The organism is Streptomyces sp. NPDC029139 (assembly GCF_055564335.1).
In genome coordinates, this window is record NZ_JBVHWN010000002.1 from 594,839 (window position 1) to 620,322 (window position 25,484).

The following is a 25,484-nucleotide window of genomic DNA, read 5'->3' on the forward strand; positions in this document are numbered from 1 at the left end:
TCCGGGCGGGGGGCCGTTGTCGTACAGTCCCCCGGGAAGTGAACTGACGGATCGTCAGAAGGGCGTTTCGCCATGCGTCTCGGACTCGCGCTCGGCTACTGGGGCCGCGGCCCCTCCCCCGCCCACGTCGAGCTGGCCCGCGAGGCCGAGCGGCTCGGCTACGACTCCGTCTGGACGGCCGAAGCCTGGGGTTCCGACGCGTTCACCGCGCTGACCTGGATCGCCGCCCACACCTCGCGCATCCGGCTCGGCACCGCCGTCGCGCAGATGGCCGCCAGGACGCCGACCGCCACCGCCATGCACGCACTCACGCTCGACCACCTCTCCGGCGGCCGGATGACGCTCGGACTCGGCCTCTCCGGGCCGCAGGTCGTCGAGGGGTGGTACGGGCGGCCGTTCCCCCGCAGCCCGCTGACCGCGACCCGGGAGTACGTGGACGTGATCCGCCAGGTGCTGCGCCGGGAGGGACCCGTCGCGCTCGACGGGCGGTTCCACTCCCATCCGTACGCCGGAGCCGACGGCACCGGACTCGGGAAGGCCCTCAAGCCGATCACGCACCCGCTCCGGGCGGACCTGCCGGTCCTGCTCGGCGCCGAGGGGCCCAAGAACATCGCGCAGACCCTGCGGATCGCCGACGGCTGGCTCCCGCTCTACTGGTCGCCGTCGCGGTACGCCGAGGTCTACGCGCTCCCGGACCGGCTCCCGGAGACCTTCCTGGTCGCCCCCATGGCGCGCGCGCAGCTCTGCGACGACCCGGCCGAGGGGCTGCTGCCCGTCAAGGCGATGCTCGGCTTCTACATCGGCGGCATGGGGCACACGGCCCGCAACTTCCACGCGGAGCTGATGGGCCGCATGGGGTACGCGTCCGAGGCCCGGCACGTCCAGGAGCTGTTCGCGGCCGGCCGCCGCGAGGAGGCGGTGCTCGCCGTACCGGACGCCTTCGCGGACGAGATCTCGCTCGTCGGCCCCCGGGAGCGGATCGCCGAACGGCTGGAGCTGTGGCGCAAGGGCCCGATCACCGACCTGCTGGTCACGGCCCCGGACCCGGCCACCCTCCGGGTCCTCGCGGAGCTCAACTCCTAGGCCGTGTCCGGAAAGTAGCGCCGTCTGCCCGCAGGGCAGGGCTCGCGGCGTCTGGTGCGTGCGATCGCAAGGCGGAGGGCCGCCCTCGTACTGGGCGTAGGTCTCGGGGCAGCAGGTCGCGGACGCCGACCGGTAGGGCGACGGTGGCGTCGGCGGAGGCGGTGGAGTCGTGTGCGGTGTTCACGGCCACGAACATGCCGATCGCCGCAGACGCACGGCAATTCCTTTCCGCGCGGGCGCCGCAGGCCCCGACGGCAACCTTCTGCCGCCCGGCGGCGACAGGGGAGCGAACCGTCCCCCACACGAACGGAATCCACCGTGAGCGAGAACCGCACCCCCAGAGCCCGGCACCGCAGGCGACGGACGGGACTGATCGTCGGGCTGCCGCTGGCCCTCGGTGCCGCGGGGGTCATGGCCTACGGCGCCACGTTCGGCCTCTTCGGCCAGGGCGCCGCACCCGCGGCGTCGGCCGCCGGCGCACCGGCCTGGGCGACGGACGCCGCCGACGGCTTCGCGTCGGTCGACGCGCTGGGGCAGAGGGGGACGTACGGAGGCCGGGACGGCCGGACCGTCACGGTGAGGACCCCGGCGGATCTGGAGAAGTACGCGACGGCGCCGGAGCCGTACGTCATCGTGGTCGCCGGGACGATCACGATGAACCCGGTCGGCAAGGAGATCAAGGTCGCCTCCGACAAGACGATCGTCGGCTCGGGGACGGCCGGCCACATCGTCGGGGGCGGCTTCTTCCTCGGGCCGGGCGTGCACAACGTGATCATCAGGAACCTGACGATCCGGGACGCGTACCAGGGCGTCTGGAACGACAAGGAGCACGACTTCGACGCCGTGCAGATGGACGGCGCCCATCACGTCTGGATCGACCACAACGATCTGCGGCACATGGCGGACGGGCTCATCGACGTCCGTAAGGACAGCACCTACGTCACCGTCTCCTGGAACAGGCTCAGTCAGAACAACAAGACCTTCGGCATCGGGTGGACCGAGAACTCCGTCACCGACATCACGATCCACCACAACTGGATCCGTGAGACCGAGCAGCGCAACCCCTCCACGGACAACGCCGCCCACGCCCACCTCTACAACAACTACCTGGAGGACGTGGCGGGGACGGGCATCACCTCGTCCTACGGCAACTACGCGCGCGGGAGGACGAAGATGGTCCTGGAGAACTCCGTCTTCCAGGGCGTGAACAACCCCGTCATCAAGGACACCACCGCCTCCCTCGTCCAGCGTGGCAACCTCTTCCCGGCCAGCCGGGGCCGTAACGAGAGCGGTGGCACCGCCTTCGACCCGAAGGCGTTCTACGGCTACGTCCTCGACAAGGCCGCCGACGTGCCCGCGCTGCTGAAGTCCGGTGCGGGCCCGCGCGGTTCCCTCGGTACGGCGACCCCGTCCACGGCCGCCGCCACCACCCTCACCGTCGCCCGGGACGGTTCCGGCCAGTACCGGACGGTGCAGGCGGCCGTGGACGCCGTCCCGGTGAACAACCCCGCCCGGGTCGTCGTCCGCGTCGAGCCGGGCACCTACCGCGAGCCGGTCAAGATCCCCCCGAACAAGCCGCACGTCACCATCCAGGGCACCGGCGCCAGCCGCAAGGACACCGTCATCGTTTACGGCAACGCGGCCGGGATGCGGAAGCCGGACGGCTCCGGCACCTACGGCACGCCGGGCAGCGCCACCGTCTCCGTCCAGTCCGACGACTCGCACCTGCGCAACCTCACCGTCACCAACGACTTCGACGAGGCGAGCCACCAGGACATCGCCCAGCAGGCGGTGGCGGTGCTGACGTCCGCCGACCGGATCGTTCTGGACGGCGTCATCGTCGACGGCGACCAGGACACCCTGGAGATGGAGACCGCCGCCAAGGACAAGCCCGGTCGCGTCTACATCACCCACTCGTACATCACGGGGAACGTCGACTTCGTCTTCGGCCGGGCGACCGCCGTCGTCGACCGGTCGGTCATCACCCTCAAGAAGCGCTGGAACGGCACCTCGGCGGGGTACGTCACCGCTCCGAGCACGCCCGCCGGCCGCAAGGGCATCCTGATCAACCGCTCCACCGTCAACGGCGACGTGGCGGCCGGCAGCTTCTTCCTGGGCAGGAACTGGCACCCCGGCGGGGACACGACCGTCGACCCGCAGACGACGGTCCGCGACAGCACTCTCAGCGCGGCGATCAAGGCCACGCCCTGGACCGACATGGGCGGCTTCTCCTGGAAGGACGACCGGTTCGCCGAGTACCGGAACACCGGCCCGGGAGCGGGCACGGGCGCGACGAGCGCCGACCGTCCGCAGCTGACGGACGCGCGGGCGGCGGACCAGGAGGTCGCGGACTGGCTCGGCGGCTGGAACCCCACCACCGCCTGAGGAGGAGGCGCGGGCGCCTCCGGCCGGTTCGGAGGCGCCTCAGCCGCCGAGTTGGGAGGTGCTGGGCACCTTCTCGGTCACCTCGGCGCCCGCGCTCTTCCCGGCGTCCTTCACGTTCTTGATGACATCCTCGAACGCGCCGACGTCCGCCTCGCTCGCCTCGCCCTTCCTCAGCTTCGTCCCGAGGTCCTTCAGCGAGTCGATGCCCGCCGTCAGCGGCGCCACCGCCTTCGACAGCAGCGGGTCGCCCTTGGCGTTGTTCACCGCCGCCTTGAGCCGGTTGTACGCGAACGTGCCCGCGAGGCCCGCCTTCACCAGGGCGAAGGTCCGGCTGTCGGCGCCCTTCTTGAACTTGCCCTCGCGGTACGGCTTGACGATCCACTGGTACGTGGCGCCCGCCGCGAGGCCCGCGTTGGCCACGAACCGGGTCTTGGCGAGCCGCTGCTGCTCGAAGGAAGCCGTGCTCGTCGGTGTCGCGCTCCCCGGCGCGCTGCCGCTCGCGTTCGGCTCGCCGTCACCGCCGCACGCGGCCGTGGCCCCGAGCAGCGCACAGGACAGGAACACGGCGACGACGGCGCGGCGCAGTCGTATCGGGGCGCATGTGGGCACGGCTGGACCTCCCTGAGGGCTTTGGCGTCAGCCTCGCCCCCGGCCCCGGCTCCCACCACCCGGGCGACTCCGAACGGGTTTCGAACGGCGACGCGGGGCAACACGAGCCGCATGACTTCCGGACGGAGTAACACCACGCAAGCGGCGAGGGTGATCAGCGTCGTCGCCGATGTCATGGCCGCGATCATCGGTCTCTGGATCCTGATGTACCTGCTGGGCGCCAACCGGGCCAACGGGTTCGTGGACTTCGTCCGCGACATGGCGAGCTGGCTGGCGGGCTGGTCGCACGACCTGTTCACCTTCGACGAGGCATGGGCACGGGTGGTGGCGGGCTACGGTCTCGCCGCCGTGGTGTACCTCGTCGTCGGCCACATGGTGGCGGGCCGCCTGCTGCGCCGTCACTGACGCGCCCCGACGCCGAGCCGAGGTCCCCCGACCGTCGTTCGGCCGGCGCCCGACGCGGTGTGAGCGGCTCGGCGCCGGCTCGACGTCTCCCGACGTCGAGCCGGCGCCCCCTCATGTCGGACCGGCGTCAGGCTCCGCAGCAGTCCGGCTCCAGGCCGCCGGGCAGCCGTTCCCCGCCGAACACGGCCACCGTCGCCTCGTCGCCCCCGAGCGCCGCCACGGCGAGCAGCAGGGAGCCGGCGGTCCAGGTGGTGAGCTCCTCGGGCCACATGGCCGTCTTGCCCTCGAAGACGTACCCGGTCCAGTACATGCCGCCCTCGGCCCGCAGGTGCTGGATGGACTGGAGGATCTCCAGGGCCCGGTCGGACTCCCCCATCGCCCAGAGCGTGAGGGCGAGTTCGCAGCTCTCGCCGCCGGTGACCCACGGGTTGGGCAGCACGCACCGCACACCGAGCCCGGGGACCACGAACGCGTCCCAGTGCGCGTCGATGCGGGCCTTCGCCGCCGCGCCCGTGAGGGCGCCGCCGAGGACCGGGTAGTACCAGTCCATGGAGTAGCGCGACTTGTCGAGGAAGCGCTCGGGGTGGCTGCGGATCGCGTGGCCGAGCGCGCCGGCCGCCAGCTCCCAGTCGGGCTGGGGCTCCTCGCGCGCCTCGGCGATGGCGAGCGCGCAGCGCAGCGCCTGGTGGATGGAGGAACTCCCGGTCAGGAGCGCGTCGTCCACCGCCGTGCCGTCCTCCTCGCGCTTCCAGCCGATCTGCCCGCCGGGCTGCTGGAGGGCGAGGACGAACTCGACGGCGGCGTAGACGACCGGCCACATCCGGTCGAGGAAGGCGTCGTCGCCGGTCGCGAGGTAGTGGTGCCAGACGCCGACTGCGACGTACGCGACGAAGTTGGTCTCACGGCCCCGGTCGGTGACCTGGGAGGCGTCGCCGTCGTGGTAGGCCGCGTACCAGGAGCCGTCGGGGTTCTGGTGGCGTGCCAGCCACTCGTACGCCCGGGTCGCCGCCGCGTGTTCGCCGGCCGTGTCCAGGGCCATGGCGGCCTCGGTGTGGTCCCACGGGTCGAGGTGGTGGCCCCGGAACCAGGGGATCGCGCCGTCCTCGCGCTGGCCGGCGAGTATCCCGGCGACGGTTTCGGCGGCCTGTTCGGCGGTGAGGACGCCAGGCAGGAGCAGGTGCTCGGCGATCCGCTCGGGACTCGTCACGCGTCACCCTTGGGGAGGTGGGGCTTGGTCGCGTACGCCACGAAGCTCTTGCCGACGACCGGGTTGAGCAGCTGCTCGGCGACCCGGGTCAGGGCGGGCTTCTTCATGATGTCCCAGACCAGGAGCTTGTGGTACGCCCGCACCGGCAGCGCCTTGTCGTTGTCCACGCCGAACGCGCACTTGAGCCACCAGTACGGCGAGTGCAGCGCGTGCGCGTGGTGGGTGCCGTACGGCTTGAGGCCGGCCTGGCGGATCTTGGCGAGGAGCTCGTCCGCCTTGTAGATGCGGATGTGGCCGCCCTCGACCTCGTGGTACGCGTCGGAGAGGGTCCAGCAGATCTTCTCGGGGCCGTAGCGCGGGACGGTGATGGCGATGCGGCCGCCGGGCTTGAGGACGCGGACCATCTCCGCGAGCACACCCTTGTCGTCCGGGATGTGCTCCATGACCTCGGAGATGATGACGACGTCGAAGGACTCGTCGGGGAAGGGCAGGTTGAGCGCGTCGCCCTCCATGGCGGTGGCGGTCGCGCCCGCCGGGGCCTCGCCGGCCTCCTTCATCGCCGCGAACCACGTGGCGACCTCGCGGATCTCCTCGCCGTTCTGGTCGAGGGCCACGACCTGGGCGCCGCGCCGGTAGCACTCGAAGGCGTGCCGGCCCGCACCACAGCCCAGGTCGAGCACGCGGTCGCCGGGGGCGAGCGGGAAGCGGGTGAAGTCGACGGTCAGCACGGGGTCTGCCCTTCCGGAGGGGTGGCGGTGCGGGGGTGGGGACGGTGGAGCCGGGGTGCGGTCACCCGCGGGCTCTCCGGCGGGCGGCGCTCCTTCGCGAGGCGATCGCCTCACGGTAGAGGTCCGCGGTGCCCTGGGCCGCCCTGGCCCAGGTGAAGTTGGCCAGAACCCGTGCGCGTCCCGCGGCGCCGAGCCGGGCCCGCAGGTGCGGGTCGCCGAGCAGCCGGGCGAGCGCGGCCGAGAGCGCGTCCGCGTCGCCGGGGGGCACGGCCAGGCAGGTCTCGCCGTCGGGGCCGGCGACCTCGGGGATCGCGCCGCCGGTGGTGGCGACGAGCGGGGTCCCGGTGGCCATGGCCTCGGCGGCCGGCAGCGAGAACCCCTCGTACAGCGAGGGCACGCAGGCGATCTGGGCGGAGCGCACGAGGTCCACGAGTTCGGCGTCCGTGATGCCCTTGACGAACTCGACCGCGTCCTGGAGTCCGTACCGCTCGATGGCCTGCGCGACCGGACCGTCCTCGGCGCGCCTGCCGACGACGACGAGGTGGGCGGCCGGGTTCTCGGTACGGAGTTTGGCGAGGGCCTCGACGAGGTGGACGAGGCCCTTGAGCGGGACGTCGGCGCTGGAGGTCGTGACGATCCGGCCGGGGATCTCGGCGACGGACGGGTCGGGGGACCACAGGTCGGTGTCGGCGCCGATGTGGACGACCCGGACGCGGTCCTCGCGGACGCCGAGGTGGTCCACGATCTCCTGCTGGGAGGAGCCGGAGACGGTGAGGACGGTGGGCAGCCGGCGGGCGACCCGCTTCTGCATCCGGGTGAAGCCGTACCAGCGGCGGACGGAGGCGCGGCGCTTCCAGCCGTCGGCGGCGTCGAGGTCCAGCTGCCGGTCGACGGTGATGGGGTGGTGGATCGTGGTGACGAGCGGGGCGCCGAGCACCCGGGGGCCGCCGAGGAGTCCGTAGCCGAGCGTCTGGTTGTCGTGGACGACGTCGAAGTCGCCGCGGCGGGCGGCGAGCATCCGCCGGGCGCGCAGGGAGAAGGTGAGCGGCTCGGGGAAGCCGCCGGTCCACATGGTGGCGACCTCGAGGGCGTCGATCCAGTCGCGGTACTCGTCCCGCTTCGGCGTGCGGAAGGGGTCGGGCGAGCGGTAGAGGTCGAGGCTGGCGATCTCGGTGAGCGGGACGCCTTCGTCGAGGGTGGGGTACGGCTGCGAGCCGATGACCTCGACGTGGTGGCCGAGGCGGGCGAGCTCGCGGGAGAGGTGCCGGACGTAGACACCCTGACCTCCGCAGAAGGGGTTTCCCTTGTACGTGAGGAGAGCGATCCGCAACGGACGGTCACCGTCGGCGGGGGCACCCGGGGCGGCGCCCTGGCGGGGGCCTGCTTCTATGGCCTCAGCGGTCACTCGCGGCCCCCTTCGAGCTTGCGTTTCGCGGGAGCGTAACCGCTCGCGCTAATCTAGAACAAGTTTCAGACTTGATCGTTCTTGATCGTTCAAGGAGCACAGAATCTACCGGCAGGTAGCCCCGCTGTAAGAGCCGGATCAGGTGATTCGCGCCACGGCCGGAGCCCCGCCATACTGTCGCTCCCCCACCGCACGGAACGGGACCTCATGACGTCGGAAGACAGACCTGCCTCGCCGCCCCTGACAGAGCGCCAGGAGGCGCGTCGCCGCCGCATCCTGCACGCCAGCGCGCAGCTCGCCGGGCGGGGTGGTTTCGACGCCGTACAGATGCGTGAGGTCGCCGAGGCGGCCGGGGTGGCGCTCGGCACGCTGTACCGGTACTTCCCGTCCAAGATCCATCTGCTGGTCGCGACGATGCAGGACCAGCTCCAGCACATGCACACGACGCTGCGGAAGCGTCCGCCGGCGGCCGAGAACGCGGCGGAGCGGGTGGCGGAGACGCTGATGCGGGCGTTCCGGGCGCTGCAGCGGGAGCCGCAGCTGGCGGACGCGATGGTGCGGGCGCTGACGTTCGCGGACCGGAGCGTGAGCCCCGAGGTGGACACGGTCTCGCGGCTGACGACGGCGATCATCTTGGACGCGATGGGCCTGGAGAACCCGACGCCGCAGCAGCTCTCCGCGGTACGGGTGATCGAGCACACCTGGCACTCGGCGCTGATCACCTGGCTGTCGGGGCGGGCCTCGATCGCACAGGTGAAGATCGACATCGAGACGGTCTGCCGGCTGATCGACCTGACCGCGCCGGAGGGGACGACCGCGCCCGCGGCCGCCGAGGGCCGCGGGGCGGTCTGAACGAGCCGTTACGGCTTCTTGTTCTTCTCCAGGTCGGCCTTGAACAGGGCCTCGCACTGCGGCGTGTTGTCCGTACCGATGAACATCACGATCGAGAACCCGGCGGCGCCGTGGTTGCTGGCCTTGAGCGACCAGGTTCCCTTGGTGAGCGTCTTGATCGTGGACCCGGCCTGCTCCGTGCCCGGGCCGCCCTCCGACCAGCCGCCGCCGGACAGCGTCTTGACCGTGGCGTCGTAGGACTTCTTGGGGTCGGCCGCCTTCTCCGCGTCGGCCGTCCAGGACACCATGCAGGTCTTCAGGCCCTCCGGGACGTCCTCGCCCGAGGAGTCTCGGACGAAGCCCGCCGCGGTGGCCGCGGCCTCGATCTCCTTCTCCACGGCGGCGGCGTCCGGGCTCTCGCCGCCACCCGCCTCGGAACCGCCGGTGGTGGAACCGGTCGTGGACTCCGACGACGAGCCACCTTTGTTCTTGCCCGAGCCGCCCTCGCCGCCACAGCCCGCGACCAGCAGCACCACACCGGCGGCCGCGGCCACCCACATCGCCTTGCGCACAACTCTCCCGATTCCCGGCGCACGAAAGCCCGTTGCCCCCGCGATCAAGGGAATAGTTTTGCACGTGAGAACGGATCGCCGATGCGTGTCCGGTCCGCTCCAGCGTTCGCCCCCGCTCAGCATCAGCTTCCACTCCTGCTCGGTGAACCAGTTCATGCAGGCGTCCTCCGTCGCCTGGAAGGACAGCATGTCCACGTCCCCGAGGTCCGTATGCCGGCCCATCAGCGACCAGCCGCTCTTCTTGAGCGTCATGCCGAGCATGCCGCCCTTCGCGCCGGCCTTGTCCTCGCGCCGGTCCGCGGACGTCTTCCAGCCACGCTCCACCAGTCCGGCGACGGTCGTGTCGAACTTCGCGCGCGCGACGCCATCTCGGCGCAACAGCGGCTCCGAGCTCATCCAGTGTGCCGAGCACGCCGCGGCTCGGGCCTTGAGCCTGTCCTTCTCCGAGGCCGGGGCCGTTGCCGTGGCCGTGGTCCGGGCGTCGGACGGCAGCGGCTCGGGCCGTCCGGGCGCCGGCAGACCGGCGGCGGCCGTGGCCCCGTCGATGTCTGCCTGCGCCGCCGTCCGCCCGAACGCCTGTCCCGCCCCGCCCGGCCGGGCGGACGACGTGGCCGGCCCGGACGACGCGGCCCCCTCCCCAGCACCACAACCGGTCGCCGCCGCCACCGGGATCACGGCCGCGACCGCCCCCGGGCAGCCGTCCCCCACGTCTCCCGCATGTCCCCCACTACTGCTTGTCGTGTACCGCAGGAGTGTCACACCGGGCCTGGACAGCCTCGCGGGAAAGGTCATCCCTGAAGGTCATTCCTCAGGAGGGAAGACCGGCTCCCCGCCGTCCAGGAGCGTGATCGAGATGGCCTCCACCGGGCACCCCTCGGCCGCCGCGAGGACCTTCTCGTTCGCGTCCGACTCCGGTGCGCGCGGGTGCGACTGGCGGGCCGAGTCGAGGCGGAAGCCGTCCGGTGCGTGGTTCACGCACATGGCGGAGCCGATGCACACCCGGCGGTCGACCTCCACGTGCCAGCGGTCTCCCATCAGGCGCCACCCGACCCCTCGTACCCGGCCGGCAGGTGGATCATCTTGTGCTCCAGGTACTCGCCGAAGCCCTCCGGGCCGAACTCCCGCCCCAGACCGGAGTTCTTGTAGCCGCCGAACGGCCCCAGCATGTCCAGGCTGAAGGTGTTCACGTTGAACGTGCCCGTGCGCACCTGCCGGGCGAAGTCGACGCCGTGCTCCACGTCCCCGGTCCAGACGCTGCCGCTGAGCCCGTAGTCGGAGTCGTTCGCGATCCGCAGCGCCTCGCTCTCCTCCCCGTACGGAAGGAGGCAGATGACCGGCCCGAAGATCTCCTCGCGGGCGATCCGCATCGTGTTGTCGACGCCGCCGAAGAGGGTCGGCTCGACGTACCAGCCGCGCTCCAGGCCGGCCGGGCGGCCGCCGCCCGAGAGGACCTTGGCGCCCTCCTCCTGGCCGATCGCGATGTAGTCGAGGGAACGCTGCTGCTGCCTCCTGGCCACCAGCGGCCCGACCTGGGTCGCCGGGTCGAGCGGGTCGCCGACCACGAGTGCGCCCGCGGCCGCGGCGAACGCCTCGGCGATCTCGTCGTACCGGCCGCGCGGGGCGAGGATGCGGGTCTGGGCGACGCACGCCTGGCCGTTGTTCATCCAGGCGGCCGGGACGATGCCGGCGACGGCCGTGGCCACATCGGCGTCGGGCAGGATGACCGCGGCGGACTTGCCGCCGAGTTCGAGGGTGACGCGGGTCAGGTTGCGGGAGGCCACCTCCATCACACGCTTCCCGGCCGCGACCGATCCGGTGAAGGAGACCTTGTCGACGCCGGGGTGCCCCACCAGGTACTCGCTGACCTCGCGGTCGGCGGGCAGGATGGACAGGACGCCCTCGGGCAGCCCGGCCTCGGCCGCGATGTCCGCGAGGATGTACGAGTCGAGCGGGGACTCCGGGGACGGCTTGAGGACCACCGTGCAGCCGGCGAGGAGCGCGGGGCCGAGCTTGGCGGCGGCGGTGAACTGCGGGACGTTCCACGGCACGACCGCCGCGACCACACCCACCGGCTCGCGCCGCACCAGGATCGGCCCGAGGACACCGGCACGCTGCTTCTCGTAAGGGAAGTCGCGCGCGACGGTGATCGCCGCGTCCCAGACCATCATCGCGCCGAGCGCCTGGGCGAGAACGCTCCAGGAGTACGGGGAGCCGTTCTGCGCGCTGATCGCGCGGGCGATCTCCTCGTGGCGTACGGCGATGGCGTCCTTGATGCGGGTGACGACCTCGATCCGCTCCTCGACGGTCATCCTGGGCCAGGGGCCGTGGTCGAAGGCCTCGCGCGCGGCGGCGACGGCCCGGTCGACATCGGCCTCGGAGGCGTGCGGCACGCGGCCGATGACGTCCTCGGTGTGGGGCGAGATCACCTCGATGACACCGTCGCCGAGCGGATCGGTCAACTTGCCGCCGATGAACAGCTTTCCGTGCTCCACAAGCTCGGTCATGACCGACTGCCTCCAGGAACCCGTCTCGTTTTCTGACTGTGTCTCAGAACTGATACCAGTTCTAGTTATAGTGGGCAATGGCCGAGCAGGCGCCGCGCCGTCCCGGGGTGATCCGGAGAGATGAGGCCCCATGAGTCAGGTGACCGAGCACGGTGGAGGCATCTGGTCGATCCAGGTCCCCATCCCCGACAACCCTCTCGGGCACACCCTGGTCCACGTCCTCGACACCGACCGGGGCCCCGTCCTGATCGACACCGGCTGGGACGACCCCGCCTCCTGGACCGAACTCTCGGACGGGCTCCTCGCCTTGGGCACCTCCGTACGGGACGTCCATGGCGTCGTCATCACCCACCACCACCCCGATCACCACGGGTTGTCGGGGAAGGTCCGCGAGGAGTCCGGCGCGTGGATCGCGATGCACGCCGCGGACACCGCCGTCGTCCGCCGCACCCGCGAGTCGGAGCCCGGCACATGGCTCGACTACCTAGCCCGGAAACTGGCCACGGTCGGTGCGCCCGAGGAGCACATCGCCCCGCTCCGCGCCGCCCGCTCGGGCGGCCGGACCCGCACCCTGCCCGGGCTCCGCTCCGCCCTCCCCGACCGTGAGATCGTCCCCGGCGAACTCCTCGACCTCGCCGGGCGGCGGCTGCGCGCGATCTGGACCCCCGGCCACACACCCGGTCACGTCTGCCTCCACCTGGAGGAGGAACACCCCGCACGACTGGCCGGCCACGGCCGGCTCTTCTCCGGCGATCATCTGCTGCCCGGGATCACCCCGCACATCGGCCTCTACGAGGACCCGGACGACGCCACCGTCACCGACCCCCTGGGGGACTACCTGGACTCCCTGGAGCGGATCGGGAGGCTCGGCGTCGCCGAGGTGCTCCCCGCCCACCAGTACGCGTTCGCGGACGCGGCCGGCCGCGTCCGCGAACTGCTCGACCACCACGAGGAGCGGCTGACCGGCCTCCTCGGCCTGCTGGCGACCCCGCTCACCCCGTGGCAGCTCGCCGAGCGCATGGAGTGGAACCGGCCCTGGGAGCAGATCCCGTACGGCTCCCGGAACATCGCGGTCAGCGAGGCGGAGGCCCATGTGCGACGGCTGGTGAAGCTGGGCCGCGCGGAGATGGCGGAGGGCACGGATCCGGTGGCGTACGTCGCGGTGTGAGGGTGGCTCCCGGGCGACGGCGCGGGTGCGCGGAGCGTGCGTGTGAGGCGCCTCGCACCCACCGTTCGCAGACGCTACGGGCCGGTAGAGTGTGCGAGTCGTCATCACACCCGTACGGGGGAAAGCCGGTGCAAATCCGGCGCTGACCCGCAACCGTGAACCACCTCCGGGTGGTGAGTCGGAATGCCCCGCCCGGGACGTGACCGCCGGCACCGTCGAGGAATACGGAGCCGAGCCTGGTGCCCTGAGCGTGCCGGTGCCCGGCCGCAGGAGAGGCCAGCACGCATGACCACCGTCCGCCGCGGCGCCGCCGCGTTCGCCGCCGCCGCGGTGCTCTGCACCGCCATGGCCCCCGTCGCCACCGCCGCGCCCTCCCCCACGCCCACCCCGGCGCCCGCGATCCCCGCCGGTCTCTACGGCACGAAGGACCCGACGTACGACGGTGTCTGGCGCCAGTCGCTCGCCTTCATCGCCCAGCGGACCCAGGGCGTGCAGCCCGCCGAGCAGGCGGTGGCGTGGCTGAGCGGCCAGCAGTGCGAGAGCGGTGCCTTCGCCTCGTACCGTCCGGACCCGGCCAAGCCCTGCGACCCGGCGACGATGCTGGACACCAACGCGACCGCCGTCGCCGTCCAGGCCCTCTCCGCGGTCAAGCCCGGCAGCGCGGAGAAGGAGAAGCTCGGCAAGGCCGTCGACGCCGCCGCGGGCTGGCTGAAGGGCGTCCAGAACAAGGACGGCGGCTGGGGCTACAACCCCGGCAGCCCGAGCGACGCCAACTCCACCTCGCTCGTGATCGGCGCCCTCGCCTCGCTGGGCCAGAAGCCGGGCGAGGTGAGGTCCGCCGGGGGCAGGACGCCGTACGACGCGCTGCTCTCCTTCGCCATCCCCTGCGCGACGAAGGACGGGGCGGGTGCCTTCGCGTACCAGCCCGACAAGAACGGCAAGCTCCTCGCGAACGCCGACGCCACCGCGGCCGCCGCGCTCGCCGGGATCGGCAAGAGCATCGCGGCCCGTTCCGTCACGCCCCCGCAGACCCCCATCTGCACGGACCTGGCCGAGCCGACCGTCGAGCGGGCCGCCCGCAACGGTGCCTCCTACCTGGCCGGAGCGCTCGCCGGGACCGGTCACCTGAACACCCCGCCGATGCCCGGCGCCACGGACCCCACGGCGCTCCCCGACCACGGCAACACGGCCGACGCCGTCGTCGCGCTCGCCGCGAGCGGCGCCACGAAGGAGGCGGAGGGCGCCCTCGCCTGGCTGCGACAGAACTCCGCCGCGTGGGCGAAGGAGAACGGGCCCGCCGCCTACGCCCAGCTGGTCCTCGCCGCGAACGCGATGCGCACCGACCCGCGCGCCTTCGGCTCCGTCGACCTCGTCAAGGAGCTGAACGCCACCGGCCCCGCGCCTCGGGCCGTCCCGTCCGCGACCCCGTCGGCGAGCGAGGGGAACGAGGACTCCGGCTCCTTCGACGTGTGGTGGATCATCGGCATCGGCATGGTCGTCGGCGTCGGGATCGGCTTCCTGGTGAGCGGGCGCAAGAAGTGAGGACCGCCCGGCTGATCGGCGCGGCGGCCGGCGTCGTCCTCACGCTGGCCGCCGCCGCTCCGGCGGAGGCCGCCGGGTACCGCTACTGGTCGTTCTGGCAGAGCGACGGCGGCGCGACGTGGGCGTACGCGACCCAGGGCCCGGCAACCGCCCAGCCCGCGGACGGCGACGCGATCGGCTTCCGCTTCGCGGTCAGCGAGGACACCGGCGACGCCTCCCGGCCCTCCGCCCGCCCCGACTTCTCGGCGCTCTGCACCGGCGTCGAGAAGAAGGCGGGCACCAAGCGGGTCGCGGTCGTCGTCGACTTCGGCTCGGCGGCGGACGCCCCGCAGGGCGAGACGCCGCCCGCACCGGCGCTGCGGACCGGCTGCGCGCAGGTCCGCGAGGACGCCACCGGAGCGGAGGCACTGGCCGCGGTGGTGAAGCCGCTGCGGTACGACAGCGCCGCGCTGCTCTGCGGGATCGCCGGATACCCGGCGAAGGGCTGCGGCGAACAGGTCGCGGCGACGGGCCCGACGACCCCCACGTCCACGGCGGGGACGCCCACCGCGCGAGCGACGGTGACGGTCACCGCGACGGCGGGCGGCGACACCGCCGACGGTGACGGCGGCGGCGGCGGTCCCTCCGCCGGGATCGTCGTGGGCGGTGCGGCCGTCCTCGCGCTCGGTGGCGCCGCGATCTGGAAGGCGCGCCGCCGCGCATGATCCGTGCCCCCGAGGCGAACCGCTCCAACGCCTTGCACGCCGGCGCCTGGTGGCTGTGGGCGCTCGGGCTGGCCGTGGCCGCCTCCCGTACCACCAACCCGCTGCTCCTCGGCCTGATCGTCGGGGTCGCGGGCTATGTCGTCGCGGCCCGCCGTACGGACGCGCCCTGGGCGCGCTCGTACGGTGCGTTCGTGAAGCTGGGGCTGTTCGTGGTGGTCCTGCGGGTGGTCTTCTCGGTCGTCCTCGGCTCGCCGATCCCCGGCTCGCACGAGCTGTTCGCGCTGCCCGAGGTGCCGTTGCCCGCGTGGGCGCAAGGGGTACGGATCGGGGGCCGGGTGACGGCCGAGCAGGTGGTCTTCGCGGTGTACGACGGGGCCAAGCTGGCGACGCTGCTGATCTGTGTGGGCGCGGCGAACGCGCTCGCCAATCCGGCGCGGCTGCTCAAGTCGCTGCCGGGCGCGCTGTACGAGGTGGGGGTCGCCGTCGTCGTGGCGATGACCTTCGCGCCGAACATGGTCGCGGACGTGGTGCGGCTGCGGACCGCCCGGCGGCTGCGTGGGCGGCCGACGGGCGGCGTCCGGGCGGTGCTCCAGATCGGGCTGCCCGTCCTGGAGGGCGCGCTGGAGCGGTCGATCGCGGTGGCGGCCTCCATGGACGCGCGCGGTTACGGGCGGACGGCGCAGGTGCCGGCGGCGGTGCGGCGCACGACGAACGTCCTGACGCTGGGCGGACTGCTCGGGGTGTGCGCCGGCTCGTACGGACTGCTGGCGGCGCAGGGCGCCGGGTACGGGCTGCCGCTGGTCGTCGCCGGGCTGGTCACGGCGCTGGCCGGGCTCCGGCTCGGCGGGCGCCGGGCGGTACGGACGCGGTACCGGCCCGACCGGTGGGGGGCCCGCGCGTGGCTGGTCGCCGGCTCGGGCGTGGCGGTGGCGGCGCTGATGATCTGGGCGAACGGCTACGCGTACGAGGCGCTGCATCCCGGGGTCGTTCCCCTGGTGGCGCCGGAACTTCCGCTGTGGCCCGCCGTGTCGTTGCTGGTGGGCCTGGCGCCCGCGATCGTCGCCCCCGTACCCGAGGAGTCTTCGTGATCCGGTTCGAGAACGTCTCCGTGACGTACGGGGATGCCGGCGAGCCCACCCTGAGGAACCTGGACCTGACGGTCCCGGAGGGTGAACTGGTCCTGCTGGTCGGCCCGTCGGGAGTCGGCAAGTCGACACTGCTCGGCGCGGTGTCGGGGCTCGTCCCGCACTTCACGGGCGGCACGCTGAGCGGCCGGGTCACGGTCGCGGGCCGGGACACCCGGACGCACAAGCCGCGCGAACTGGCGGACGTGGTCGGCACGGTGGGCCAGGACCCGCTCGCGCACTTCGTGACGGACACGGTCGAGGACGAGCTGGCGTACGGGATGGAGTCCCTGGGCCTCGCGCCGCAGGTGATGCGACGCCGGGTGGAGGAGACCCTGGACCTGCTGGGCCTCGCGGAGCTGCGCGACCGGCCGATCGCCACGCTCTCCGGCGGCCAGCGGCAGCGGGTGGCGATCGGCTCGGTGCTGACCCCGCACCCCAAGTTCCTGGTCCTCGACGAGCCGACGTCCGCACTGGACCCGGCGGCGGCGGAGGATGTCCTGGCGGTCCTGCAGCGCCTGGTGCACGACCTCGGCACGACGGTCCTGATGGCCGAGCACCGTCTGGAGCGGGTGGTGCAGTACGCCGACCAGGTCCTGCTGCTGCCGGAGGGGGTCATGGGCCCACCGGCCGACATCATGGCGATCTCGCCGGTGCACCCCCCGGTGGTGGCCCTGGGCCGGCTGGCGGGCTGGACCCCGCTCCCCCTGACGGTCCGCGACGCCCGCCGCCGCGCGGGCGACGTGCGCGCCCGCCTGCAGAACCGCCTCCCGGCACCGGCCCCCGCGGGACCCGGCCCCCACACTTCCCCTTCCCGTGACGGGGGACCCGGCCCCCAGGCCCCCACCACCCAGCACGAGACCTCCCCGGGGCCGGTTTCCCCGCACCCCGCGCCCCCGGACGTCCAGCCCCAGCAGGGCACCGGCATACGGGGACCCGTAGGGGCAGAGGCCCGTGTGCTGCGGCGCGAGGCTGCCGCGCAGCAGGGGGCGGGGGCCGCAGCTCCCGGAGATCAGCCACACCCCAGCCCCTGGCAGGGTCTCGGGAAGGGGCGGGGTGGGGGGCTCCCCCTCTTCCGGCGGCGCCCCCGGGCCGGCGTTCCCGCCCCCGAGCCCACCACCCTCGTCGACGTCCGCGCCCTCGTCGACGTCCGCGCCCTCGGCGTCCGCCGGGGCCGCGTCGAGGCGCTGCGGCGCGTCGACCTGGCCGTCGCCCCCGGCGAGACCGTCGCGCTCATGGGACGCAACGGCGCCGGCAAGTCCACGCTGCTCAACGCACTCGTCGGCATGATCCCGCCGACCTCCGGCACCGCCCTCGTCGGCGGCCGCGTCCCGCACCGGACCGACCCGCGCGAGCTGATCCGCCAGGTGGGTCTCGTACCGCAGGAACCGCGCGATCTGCTCTACGCGGACACCGTCGCCGCCGAATGCTCCGCCGCCGACACCGACGCCGGCGCCGCGCCGGGGACCTGCCGGTCCCTGGTGTCCGAGCTGCTGCCGGGCGTGGCGGACGCCACCCACCCCCGCGACCTGTCGGAGGGCCAGCGCCTCGCGCTCGCCCTGTCCGTCGTCCTCACCGGCCGCCCTCCGCTCCTGCTCCTCGACGAGCCGACCCGCGGACTGGACTACGCGGCCAAGGCCCGTCTCGTCGCGCATCTGCGCGAGCTGGCCGCCGCCGGTCACGCCCTCGTGCTCGCCACCCACGACGTGGAGCTGGCCGCCGAGGTGGCGCACCGGGTGGTGATCCTCGCGGGTGGTGAGGTCGTGGCGGACGGTCCGACGGCGGAGGTCGTCGTCTCCTCCCCCGCCTTCTCCCCGCAGGTCGCGAAGATCCTGGCCCCGCAGCCGTGGCTCACCGTCGAGCAGGTCAGGGAGGCGCTGTGAAGAGGGGCGCGGCGGCGGAGGACGCCGGGCGACCGCGGAGGGAGGCCGCCCCGGTCCGAGGGCCCGTCCGGCTCGGTCCCCGTTCCGTCGCGGCCCTCGTCCTGGTCTCCCTCACCGGACTGATCGCCATCGGCTGGCCGCTCTTCGCGGACGGCTCCTCCGCCGTGACCACGCACGCCGCCGACGCCCCCTGGTTCTTCGCCGCCCTGCTGCCCCTCCTCATCGCGGTCGTGGTCGCCACCATCGCCGACTGCGGGATGGACGCCAAGGCGGTCGCGATGCTGGGCGTGCTGGCCGCCGTGGGGGCGGCGCTGCGGCCGCTCGGGGCGGGTACGGCCGGCCTGGAGCCGATGTTCTTCCTCATGGTGCTGAGCGGCCGGGTGCTCGGGCCGGGTTTCGGTTTCGTCCTCGGCGCGGTGACGATGTTCGCGTCCGCCCTGCTCACGGGCGGTGTGGGCCCCTGGATGCCGGTCCAGATGCTGGCGATGGGCTGGTTCACGATGGGCGCGGGCCTGCTGCCGGGACCGGTGCGGGTCCGGGGCCGGGCCGAGCTGCTGATGCTGTCGGCGTACGGGTTCCTGGCGGCGTTCGCGTACGGCACCGTCACCAATCTGTACGGCTGGGTCACGGTGGCCGGTCTCGGGACGGGAGTCTCCTTCGTCCCCGGCGACCCCGCCCAGGAGAACCTGGTCCGTTTCCTCGCCTACGTCCTCGCCACCTCTCTCGGCTGGGACCTCGGCCGGGCCGCGCTCACCGTCGTCCTCACGCTGACCGTCGGCGGGACGCTCCTGAAGGCCCTCCGGCGGGCCACACGCCGTGCGAACTTCGAGGCCCAGGTCACATTCGGGGCCCCGGAAGGGCCCGCTTCGGGTGAGGCGCCCCACAGGACCTACGTCACGTACGAAGCGAAATAGGAGTAGGGCATACCCCGCCAAATTACCCCATAGCATGCCGTGACCTGCGAAAACATCAGACTCGCGGCACCCGCCTTCCGCCCCCGGGTCCGATTCCGCCTCGTACCAGGGGTCGTTGCATCGGCGTTCCAGCCCTGCTTGTCTGGTGGACGTCGCCAGGCAGCAGCGCTCAGCGCAGCGCCTCGGACAGGCCGATTCCCCCCAGGATCCGGATTCCCCGGGCTCTGGTTCCGGCTTGCCGAAATCGTCCGGCGCACCCCATGTCCCCGACGTTAGGTCGCTTCGTGTTCCGCTCGCTCTCCACTCGTGTCTCGTCCCGCAAGAAGACCTTCGCCGCCTCCGCAGCCGTGCTGCTGGGCGCCTCGGGTGCGGTGCTCGGCACGACGTCCACGGCCTCGGCCGCGACTCCGCAGGAGATCGCCAAGCAGATCGTCCCGGCTTCGCAGTACCAGTCGTTCAGCAAGATCGTCGCCCACGAGTCCGGCTGGAACCCCTCCGCCACGAACTCGTCCAGCGGCGCCTACGGCCTGGTCCAGGCCCTGCCGGCCTCCAAGATGGCCTCGGCCGGTTCCGACTGGAAGACCAACCCGGCCACCCAGATCAAGTGGGGCCTCGACTACATGAACGAGCGCTACGGCAGCCCGAACGCCGCCTGGGCGTTCTGGCAGGCCAACGGCTGGTACTAAGAGTCACCGCCGGCAGCCCCGCACCCGCAAGGCCCCGCCCTCCCTTCGGAGGGGCGGGGCCTGCGGCGTTTCCGTGCGCGCCTACAACCGCTGGATGATGGTCCCGGTGGCCAGCGCCCCACCGGCGCACATCGTGATCAGCGCGAACTCCTTGTCCGTGCGTTCCAGTTCGTGCAGGGCGGTGGCGATCAGGCGCGCGCCGGTGGCCCCCACCGGATGGCCGAGCGCGATGGCCCCGCCGTTGACGTTGACCTTCTCGAGCCCGTCCAGGTCCCGGTCGAACTCCTGGGCCCAGCTCAGGACCACCGACGCGAAGGCCTCGTTGATCTCCACCAGGTCGATGTCCCTGAGCGACATGCCGGCCTTGCCCAGGACGGCTCGGGTGGCGTCGATCGGTCCGTCGAGGTGGAAGTGCGGATCGGAGCCGACGAGGGCCTGGGCGACGATCCGGGCGCGGGGCCTGAGCTTGAGCGCGCGGGCCATCCGCTTGGAGGCCCACATGAGCGCGCAGGCGCCGTCGGAGATCTGGGAGGAGTTGCCGGCGGTGTGCACGGCGGTCGGCATGACCGGCTTGAGCCGGGCGAGCGCCTCCGTACTGGTGTCGCGCAGCCCCTCGTCGCGGTCCACGAGCCGCCACATGCCCTGTCCCGCCGCCTGCTCCTCCTCGGTGGTCGGCACCTGGACGGCGAAGGTCTCGCGCTTGAAGCGCTCCTCGGCCCAGGCGTGTGCGGCCCGCTCCTGGGAGAGCAGGCCGAGCGCGTCGACCCGTTCGCGGGTGAGGCCGCGGCGCCGGGCGATGCGCTCGGCGGCCTCGAACTGGTTGGGCAGGTCGACGTTCCACTCGTCCGGCCAGGGTTTGCCGGGCCCGTGCTTGGAGCCGGAGCCCAGGGGGACGCGCGACATGGCCTCCACTCCGCAGCTGATGCCGATGTCGATGACTCCCGAGGCGATCATGTTGGCGACCATGTGGCTCGCCTGCTGCGAGGAGCCGCACTGGCAGTCGACGGTGGTGGCGGCCGTCTCGTAGGGAAGGCCCATGGTGAGCCAGGCGGTGCGCGCGGGGTTCATGGACTGCTCGCCGGCGTGGGTGACGGTGCCGCCGACGATCTGCTCGACGCAGTCGGCGTGGATGCCGGTGCGCCCGAGGAGTTCGCGATACGTCTCGCCCAGGAGGTAGGCGGGGTGCAGATTGGCGAGCGCGCCCCCGCGCTTGCCGATGGGGGTGCGTACTGCTTCGACGATGACGGGTTCCGCGGCCATGAGCTCGTCCTCTCCTCGCCCCGGCGGGGTGTCCCGGCACTCCGCGACGGGGGCGGTACGGGGAACTAGTACGCGTTCTAGTTCTGACCGAAGTCTTATGACTGCTACCCCGGGTACGCAAGGGTTGTGCACGCACCCGCGTGCACCGATCACCGGCAACAGGTCCCGTCGCATCCCTTGCGACTTGTAGAACCCGTTACTACCTTGCGGACATCTTCTGATGGACCGTCAGACATGCGGCGGACAAGTGCCTCAGACATGGAGTGTGTTGCCGATGCCCTGCCCTCACCTCCCCGAAGGGTTCGACGCCACCGACCCCGATCTGCTCCAGAGCCGCATCCCCCTGCCGGAGTTCGCCCGGCTGCGGCAGGCGGCACCCGTCTGGTGGTGCGCGCAGCCGCGCGGCATCACCGGCTTCGACGACGAGGGCTACTGGGCGGTCACCCGGCACGCGGACGTCAAGTACGTCTCCACACACCCCGAGCTCTTCTCCTCCACGGAGAACACGGCCATCATCCGCTTCAACGAGCACATCACCCGGGACCAGATCGAGGTCCAGAAGCTGATCATGATCAACATGGACCCGCCCGAGCACACCCGGGTCCGCCAGATCGTCCAGCGCGGCTTCACCCCCCGCGCCATCCGGGCCCTGCAGACGGCCCTGCGCGAGCGCGCCCGCGCGATCGTCGAGGAGGCGAAGCGGAACGCCGCCGCCGACGGCTCCTTCGACTTCGTCACCCAGGTCGCCGTCGAGCTGCCGCTCCAGGCGATCGCCGAGCTCATCGGCGTACCGCAGGAGGACCGCACCCGGATCTTCGACTGGTCGAACAAGATGATCGCGTACGACGATCCGGAGTACGCCATCACCGAGGAGATCGGCGCCGAGGCCGCCATGGAGCTCATCGGCTACTCGATGAACCTGGCGGCCGAGCGCAAGAAGTGCCCCGCCCAGGACATCGTGACCCAGCTCGTCGCCGCGGAGGGCCAGGGCAACCTCTCCTCCGACGAGTTCGGCTTCTTCGTGCTGCTGCTCGCGGTGGCCGGGAACGAGACCACCCGCAACGCCATCAGCCACGGCATGCACGCCTTCCTCACCCACCCCGAGCAGTGGGACCGCTTCAAGCGGGAACGGCCCGCGACCGCCGCGGAGGAGATCGTGCGCTGGGCCACCCCGGTGGTCTCCTTCCAGCGGACGGCGACGCAGGACACCGAGATCGGCGGCCAGAAGATCCGCAAGGGCGACCGGATCGGGCTCTTCTACTCCTCCGCCAACAACGACCCCGAGGTCTTCGGGAACCCCGAGGTCTTCGACATCACACGCGACCCGAACCCCCACCTCGGCTTCGGCGGCGGAGGCCCGCACTTCTGCCTCGGCAAGTCGCTCGCCATCCACGAGATCGAGCTGATCTTCCACGCGCTCGCGGACGAGCTGCCCGATCTGACCCTCGTGGGCGAGCCGCGCCGCCTGCGCGCGGCCTGGCTCAACGGGATCAAGGAGTTGCGGGTCCGGGTCGGCTCCTGACGGACCGGGCGGCGGGAGCTCACCCCCTACGCCTGGGACTCCCGCCTCCCGCCCCTCCCGCCGCTCGCCACCACCGGAACCGGATCTTGGTGCTCCGCGTCTGAGGGGGCATGCGGGGGACACATAGATTTCTGGCCATGCTCGTCGCGCTGTTCGCGCTCCAGCTCGGCTCACTCGTCGCACCGGCGTACGCGTGCGGCTGCGGAGCCATGATCCCGGACCGGAACCAGCGCATCGGCGTCGACCGGGAGACCTCGGCCGTGCGCTGGGACGGCCGTACGGAACAGATCGTCATGCGCTTCACCGTGCGCGGCAACGCCGAGCGGGCCGCCTGGATCATGCCCGTACCCGGCCGGGCCGACGTCGCGCTGGGCGACCCGGAGCTCTTCGACGCGCTCGACCGGCTCACCCGGCCCGAGCACAGGAAGCGGCACTACTTCTGGCCGCGCTCGAAGGACTGGCCCTTCGCCGGGGGCGCCTCGGACGGCGCGGGCGCCGCACCTCAGCACCCGGGCTCGGTCGGCGTCGTCGGCCGGGAACGGCTCGGCCCCTTCGACGTGGCACGGCTCACCGCCACCGACCCGAAGGCGCTCAGCGACTGGCTGAAGGAGAACGGCTTCGAGCTCTCCGACAGACTCACGGCCGAACTCCGGCCGTACGTCGAGCAGAAGTGGGAGTACGTGGCGGTGCGCCTCGCGCCCGGCGCGGACGGGGCGGCGCTCCAGGGCGAGCTCGACCCGCTGCGGATCAGCTTCGCCAGCGAGCGGCTGATCTATCCCATGCGGCTCTCCCGCCTCGCGAAGACGCCTCAGTCCCTGGGCCTGTACATCCTCGCCGACCACCGCATGGAGCCGCGCGACGACATCGGCGGGAAGGCACCCGAGGTGACCTTCGCCGGCAGGATCGAGCCGGAGGGCGCGGTGGCCGCGCTCACCGGTGGAGGACCGGTCCATCTGACCGCTCTGGAACAGGAGTTCCCCGAGCCCTCGCTGATCGACGGCGACCACGAACTGAGGACCGTCGCCGACACCCCGTACCGGGAAGTCATCTACCACGACCGGCTGCTCACGGTCGCCGGCGGCATCCCGGTCTGGCTCCTCACCGTGCTGGGCGTGCTGGTGGCGGCCGGGACGACCGTGGCGGTACGCCTCCGGCAACGGCGGCCTGAGGTACGTTCGGCCGCATGACCAACGACCAGTGGATCACCGTCGACCGCTACGTCACCGATCTGCTCACCCCGGCCGACGACGCGCTCGCCGCCGCCCTCGCCGACTCCACGGCCGCCGGGCTCCCCGAGATCGCCGTCGCCCCCAACCAGGGCAAGCTCCTGCACCTGCTCGTCGCGATGCAGGGCGCCCGCACGGTCCTGGAGATCGGCACGCTCGGCGGCTACAGCACCATCTGGATGGCCAGGGCGCTGCCGGCCGACGGCCGGTTGATCACCCTGGAGTACAACCCGGCCCACGCGGACGTGGCCCGCGCCAACATCGCCCGGGCCGGACTCGACACGATCGTCGAGGTCCGGACCGGCGCGGCCCTGGACACCCTGCCGGAACTGGAGTCGGAGGGCGCGGGACCCTTCGACTTCGTCTTCGTCGACGCCGACAAGGCGAACAACCCGCACTACGTGGAATGGGCCCTGAAGCTGTCCCGCCCCGGCACGGTCGTCATCGTCGACAACGTGGTGCGCGGCGGCAGGATCACCCAGGAGGACGCCGACGACCCGGCGATCGCCGGCACCCGCGCGATGTTCGAACTTGTCTCGCGCGAGCCCCGGTTGGACGCGACGGCGTTCCAGACGGTCGGCCTGAAGGGTTACGACGGGCTGCTGCTCGCCCGCGTGGTGGCGTAACGGGGCGCGCTCGACTGCCGGCCGGCGAAGAGCGGCACCTCGCCGGAGCCGTCGAGCACCACCACCCCGAAGGGCCGGTCGAAGGCGACCCGTTCGATCCTCTCGTGGCGGTGCCCCGCGGCGCCGCGGGTCATCGCGACGACGGTGACCGCGGCGGCCTCCACGCCCTCCTCGGCGACCTGGACGACGGCCTCCTGGACGGCGGCGGAGATCCACAGCGGCCGCTCGGCCGCGAGCCCCGTGAAGTCGGCCTCCGGCCGGGCCGCGAGGCCGGCTCCCAGGGCCCCGAGGCGCGCGTGCACATCGGTCCGCGTCCGTAGCGAGAAGCGGGGCAGCGAGAGGTCGACGGCCTCGGCGGCGAGCGGCTGCCGTCGCCCGGCCGGCGCCCAGGCGGCCGGCAGCGTGTCGGCGGCTCCCGCGCCCTCGGGGCCGAGGGCGAACCGGACCAGCGGCCCCCGCTCCCCCGCGCACGGCAGCTCCACGACGATCACCCCGTCGACCGTCCACGCCCAGCGGGCGGGCACGAGCTGACGCATCGTCGGTACGGGGACGGTGACGCCAAGCCCGTCCGTGAAGGGCTCGTCCCGGGTCAGGGCCGCCTTGAAGGCCGTGCGCCAGGACGCCTTGAGGGCCAGCGCGTTGACGAGGACGAGCGCCTCGGAGCCGTCCAGCGTGAGCGGCAGCCGCTCGATCCGGCCGCCGCTGGACTCCCGTACCCATGCGTCGAGCCGGGCCTGCGCGTCGCGGTCGAGCACCCCGCGTCCGATGTCCGGCAGGGCCTTCACGTACGCCGGGAGCAGCGGGACGCGGCTCCACACCCCGGTCGCCACCTCCAGCGCGCCGGTCCTCGCCAGCTCGCGCTCCACGGCCGTCACCGCCTCGGCCGCCTCCTCTCCCGCGACCCCCAGCAGGGCCCGCAGCTCCTCGGCGGTCTCCCCGCGCGCCCCGGCCGCGACGGCGCCGAGCGCCAGCCACAGTCCGGCGGGCGAGCAGACGAAGTCGTCCTCGCCCGCCTCTTCGGCGAGGAGCAGCAGCCAGAGCTCGCCGAGGGCGCGCACGGCCTCCGCGCGCGTGATCAGTTCCGTACCACCCATATCCTG

23 protein-coding genes are annotated in these 25,484 nt (G+C 72.5%); 14 read left to right on the forward strand and 9 right to left on the reverse strand.

What is annotated here, in order from left to right; genetic code table 11:
* Positions 1-72 precede the first annotated feature (72 nt).
* Both ACZ4VW_RS06820 and ACZ4VW_RS06825 read left to right on the forward strand, forming a co-directional pair.
* A complete protein-coding gene (locus ACZ4VW_RS06820) occupies positions 73-1,083 on the forward strand; it encodes an LLM class F420-dependent oxidoreductase (protein WP_467959167.1) in 1,011 nt (336 codons plus the stop codon).
* 318 nt (positions 1,084-1,401) lie between these two features.
* Positions 1,402-3,468 (forward strand): pectinesterase family protein, encoded by a 2,067-nt coding sequence (locus ACZ4VW_RS06825; protein WP_467959169.1) that lies wholly within the window; start codon positions 1,402-1,404, stop codon positions 3,466-3,468.
* Between the two features lie 39 nt (positions 3,469-3,507).
* Here the strand turns inward: ACZ4VW_RS06825 and ACZ4VW_RS06830 are convergent, their stop codons facing one another.
* Positions 3,508-4,077: a hypothetical protein gene (locus ACZ4VW_RS06830; protein ID WP_467959171.1), complete on the reverse strand. Its 570-nt coding sequence runs from the start codon at positions 4,075-4,077 to the stop codon at positions 3,508-3,510.
* Between the two features lie 111 nt (positions 4,078-4,188).
* Here ACZ4VW_RS06830 and ACZ4VW_RS06835 point away from each other — a divergent pair, with 111 nt between their 5' ends.
* Positions 4,189-4,482 (forward strand): hypothetical protein, encoded by a 294-nt coding sequence (locus tag ACZ4VW_RS06835; protein WP_467959173.1) that lies wholly within the window; start codon positions 4,189-4,191, stop codon positions 4,480-4,482.
* A gap of 127 nt (positions 4,483-4,609) precedes the next feature.
* On the opposite strand, the gene ACZ4VW_RS06840 is transcribed toward ACZ4VW_RS06835, so the two are convergent.
* The 3 genes from ACZ4VW_RS06840 to ACZ4VW_RS06850 all read right to left on the reverse strand — a co-directional run bounded on the left by ACZ4VW_RS06840 (position 4,610) and on the right by ACZ4VW_RS06850 (position 7,822).
* A complete protein-coding gene (locus ACZ4VW_RS06840; RefSeq protein ID WP_467959175.1) occupies positions 4,610-5,689 on the reverse strand; it encodes a prenyltransferase in 1,080 nt (359 codons plus the stop codon).
* On the reverse strand, positions 5,686-6,417 hold the full coding sequence (locus ACZ4VW_RS06845) for a class I SAM-dependent methyltransferase (RefSeq protein ID WP_467959177.1): 732 nt from the start codon (positions 6,415-6,417) through the stop codon (positions 5,686-5,688). The genes ACZ4VW_RS06840 and ACZ4VW_RS06845 overlap by 4 nt, the downstream gene beginning before the upstream one ends.
* A gap of 61 nt (positions 6,418-6,478) precedes the next feature.
* Positions 6,479-7,822 carry a glycosyltransferase family 4 protein gene (locus ACZ4VW_RS06850; RefSeq protein ID WP_467959179.1) on the reverse strand — a complete coding sequence of 448 codons (1,344 nt, stop codon included), beginning with the start codon at positions 7,820-7,822 and terminating at the stop codon, positions 6,479-6,481.
* A gap of 207 nt (positions 7,823-8,029) precedes the next feature.
* Here ACZ4VW_RS06850 and ACZ4VW_RS06855 point away from each other — a divergent pair, with 207 nt between their 5' ends.
* A complete protein-coding gene (locus ACZ4VW_RS06855; protein ID WP_467959181.1) occupies positions 8,030-8,674 on the forward strand; it encodes a TetR family transcriptional regulator in 645 nt (214 codons plus the stop codon).
* Positions 8,675-8,682: 8 nt separating this feature from the next.
* Here ACZ4VW_RS06855 and ACZ4VW_RS06860 read toward each other — a convergent pair whose 3' ends face one another.
* From ACZ4VW_RS06860 to ACZ4VW_RS06870, 3 genes are all read right to left on the reverse strand, one after another.
* Positions 8,683-9,621, reverse strand: a complete 939-nt coding sequence (locus ACZ4VW_RS06860) for a hypothetical protein (protein WP_467959183.1) — start codon at positions 9,619-9,621, stop codon at positions 8,683-8,685.
* Between the two features lie 405 nt (positions 9,622-10,026).
* Positions 10,027-10,260: a ferredoxin gene (locus ACZ4VW_RS06865; RefSeq protein ID WP_467959184.1), complete on the reverse strand. Its 234-nt coding sequence runs from the start codon at positions 10,258-10,260 to the stop codon at positions 10,027-10,029.
* Positions 10,260-11,729: an aldehyde dehydrogenase gene (locus ACZ4VW_RS06870; protein WP_467959186.1), complete on the reverse strand. Its 1,470-nt coding sequence runs from the start codon at positions 11,727-11,729 to the stop codon at positions 10,260-10,262. Before ACZ4VW_RS06870 ends, ACZ4VW_RS06865 begins: the two co-directional genes overlap by 1 nt.
* Positions 11,730-11,859: 130 nt before the next feature.
* Between ACZ4VW_RS06870 and ACZ4VW_RS06875 the strand changes: the two genes are divergently transcribed.
* From ACZ4VW_RS06875 to ACZ4VW_RS06905, 7 genes are all read left to right on the forward strand, one after another.
* Positions 11,860-12,897: an MBL fold metallo-hydrolase gene (locus ACZ4VW_RS06875; RefSeq protein WP_467959188.1), complete on the forward strand. Its 1,038-nt coding sequence runs from the start codon at positions 11,860-11,862 to the stop codon at positions 12,895-12,897.
* Between the two features lie 285 nt (positions 12,898-13,182).
* Positions 13,183-14,439 (forward strand): prenyltransferase/squalene oxidase repeat-containing protein, encoded by a 1,257-nt coding sequence (locus tag ACZ4VW_RS06880; protein WP_467959190.1) that lies wholly within the window; start codon positions 13,183-13,185, stop codon positions 14,437-14,439.
* Positions 14,436-15,143 (forward strand): SCO2322 family protein, encoded by a 708-nt coding sequence (locus ACZ4VW_RS06885; RefSeq protein WP_467959192.1) that lies wholly within the window; start codon positions 14,436-14,438, stop codon positions 15,141-15,143. Before ACZ4VW_RS06880 ends, ACZ4VW_RS06885 begins: the two co-directional genes overlap by 4 nt.
* Positions 15,140-16,231, forward strand: coding sequence for an energy-coupling factor transporter transmembrane component T (locus ACZ4VW_RS06890; RefSeq protein WP_467959194.1), 1,092 nt, complete (start codon positions 15,140-15,142; stop codon positions 16,229-16,231). The genes ACZ4VW_RS06885 and ACZ4VW_RS06890 overlap by 4 nt, the downstream gene beginning before the upstream one ends.
* Positions 16,228-18,150, forward strand: a complete 1,923-nt coding sequence (locus tag ACZ4VW_RS06895; RefSeq protein ID WP_467959196.1) for an ABC transporter ATP-binding protein — start codon at positions 16,228-16,230, stop codon at positions 18,148-18,150. The genes ACZ4VW_RS06890 and ACZ4VW_RS06895 overlap by 4 nt, the downstream gene beginning before the upstream one ends.
* Positions 18,147-19,064: an ECF transporter S component gene (locus tag ACZ4VW_RS06900; protein ID WP_467959198.1), complete on the forward strand. Its 918-nt coding sequence runs from the start codon at positions 18,147-18,149 to the stop codon at positions 19,062-19,064. The genes ACZ4VW_RS06895 and ACZ4VW_RS06900 overlap by 4 nt, the downstream gene beginning before the upstream one ends.
* Before the next feature lie 260 nt (positions 19,065-19,324).
* On the forward strand, positions 19,325-19,750 hold the full coding sequence (locus ACZ4VW_RS06905; RefSeq protein WP_467959200.1) for an aggregation-promoting factor C-terminal-like domain-containing protein: 426 nt from the start codon (positions 19,325-19,327) through the stop codon (positions 19,748-19,750).
* An 81-nt stretch (positions 19,751-19,831) separates the two neighbouring features.
* On the opposite strand, the gene ACZ4VW_RS06910 is transcribed toward ACZ4VW_RS06905, so the two are convergent.
* On the reverse strand, positions 19,832-21,010 hold the full coding sequence (locus tag ACZ4VW_RS06910; protein WP_467959202.1) for a steroid 3-ketoacyl-CoA thiolase: 1,179 nt from the start codon (positions 21,008-21,010) through the stop codon (positions 19,832-19,834).
* Between the two features lie 274 nt (positions 21,011-21,284).
* On the opposite strand from ACZ4VW_RS06910, the gene ACZ4VW_RS06915 reads away from it, so the two are divergent.
* From ACZ4VW_RS06915 to ACZ4VW_RS06925, 3 genes are all read left to right on the forward strand, one after another.
* A complete protein-coding gene (locus ACZ4VW_RS06915; RefSeq protein WP_467959204.1) occupies positions 21,285-22,532 on the forward strand; it encodes a cytochrome P450 in 1,248 nt (415 codons plus the stop codon).
* A gap of 137 nt (positions 22,533-22,669) precedes the next feature.
* Positions 22,670-23,719: a DUF2330 domain-containing protein gene (locus ACZ4VW_RS06920; RefSeq protein ID WP_467959206.1), complete on the forward strand. Its 1,050-nt coding sequence runs from the start codon at positions 22,670-22,672 to the stop codon at positions 23,717-23,719.
* The gene (locus ACZ4VW_RS06925) at positions 23,716-24,384 is read left to right on the forward strand and encodes an O-methyltransferase (protein ID WP_467959208.1); all 669 of its coding nucleotides are present in this window, start codon (positions 23,716-23,718) and stop codon (positions 24,382-24,384) included. Before ACZ4VW_RS06920 ends, ACZ4VW_RS06925 begins: the two co-directional genes overlap by 4 nt.
* Here the strand turns inward: ACZ4VW_RS06925 and ACZ4VW_RS06930 are convergent.
* Complete coding sequence (locus tag ACZ4VW_RS06930) at positions 24,348-25,478, reverse strand: serpin family protein (protein WP_467959210.1); 1,131 nt, start codon at positions 25,476-25,478, stop codon at positions 24,348-24,350. The genes ACZ4VW_RS06925 and ACZ4VW_RS06930 overlap by 37 nt on opposite strands.
* Positions 25,479-25,484 lie beyond the last annotated feature (6 nt).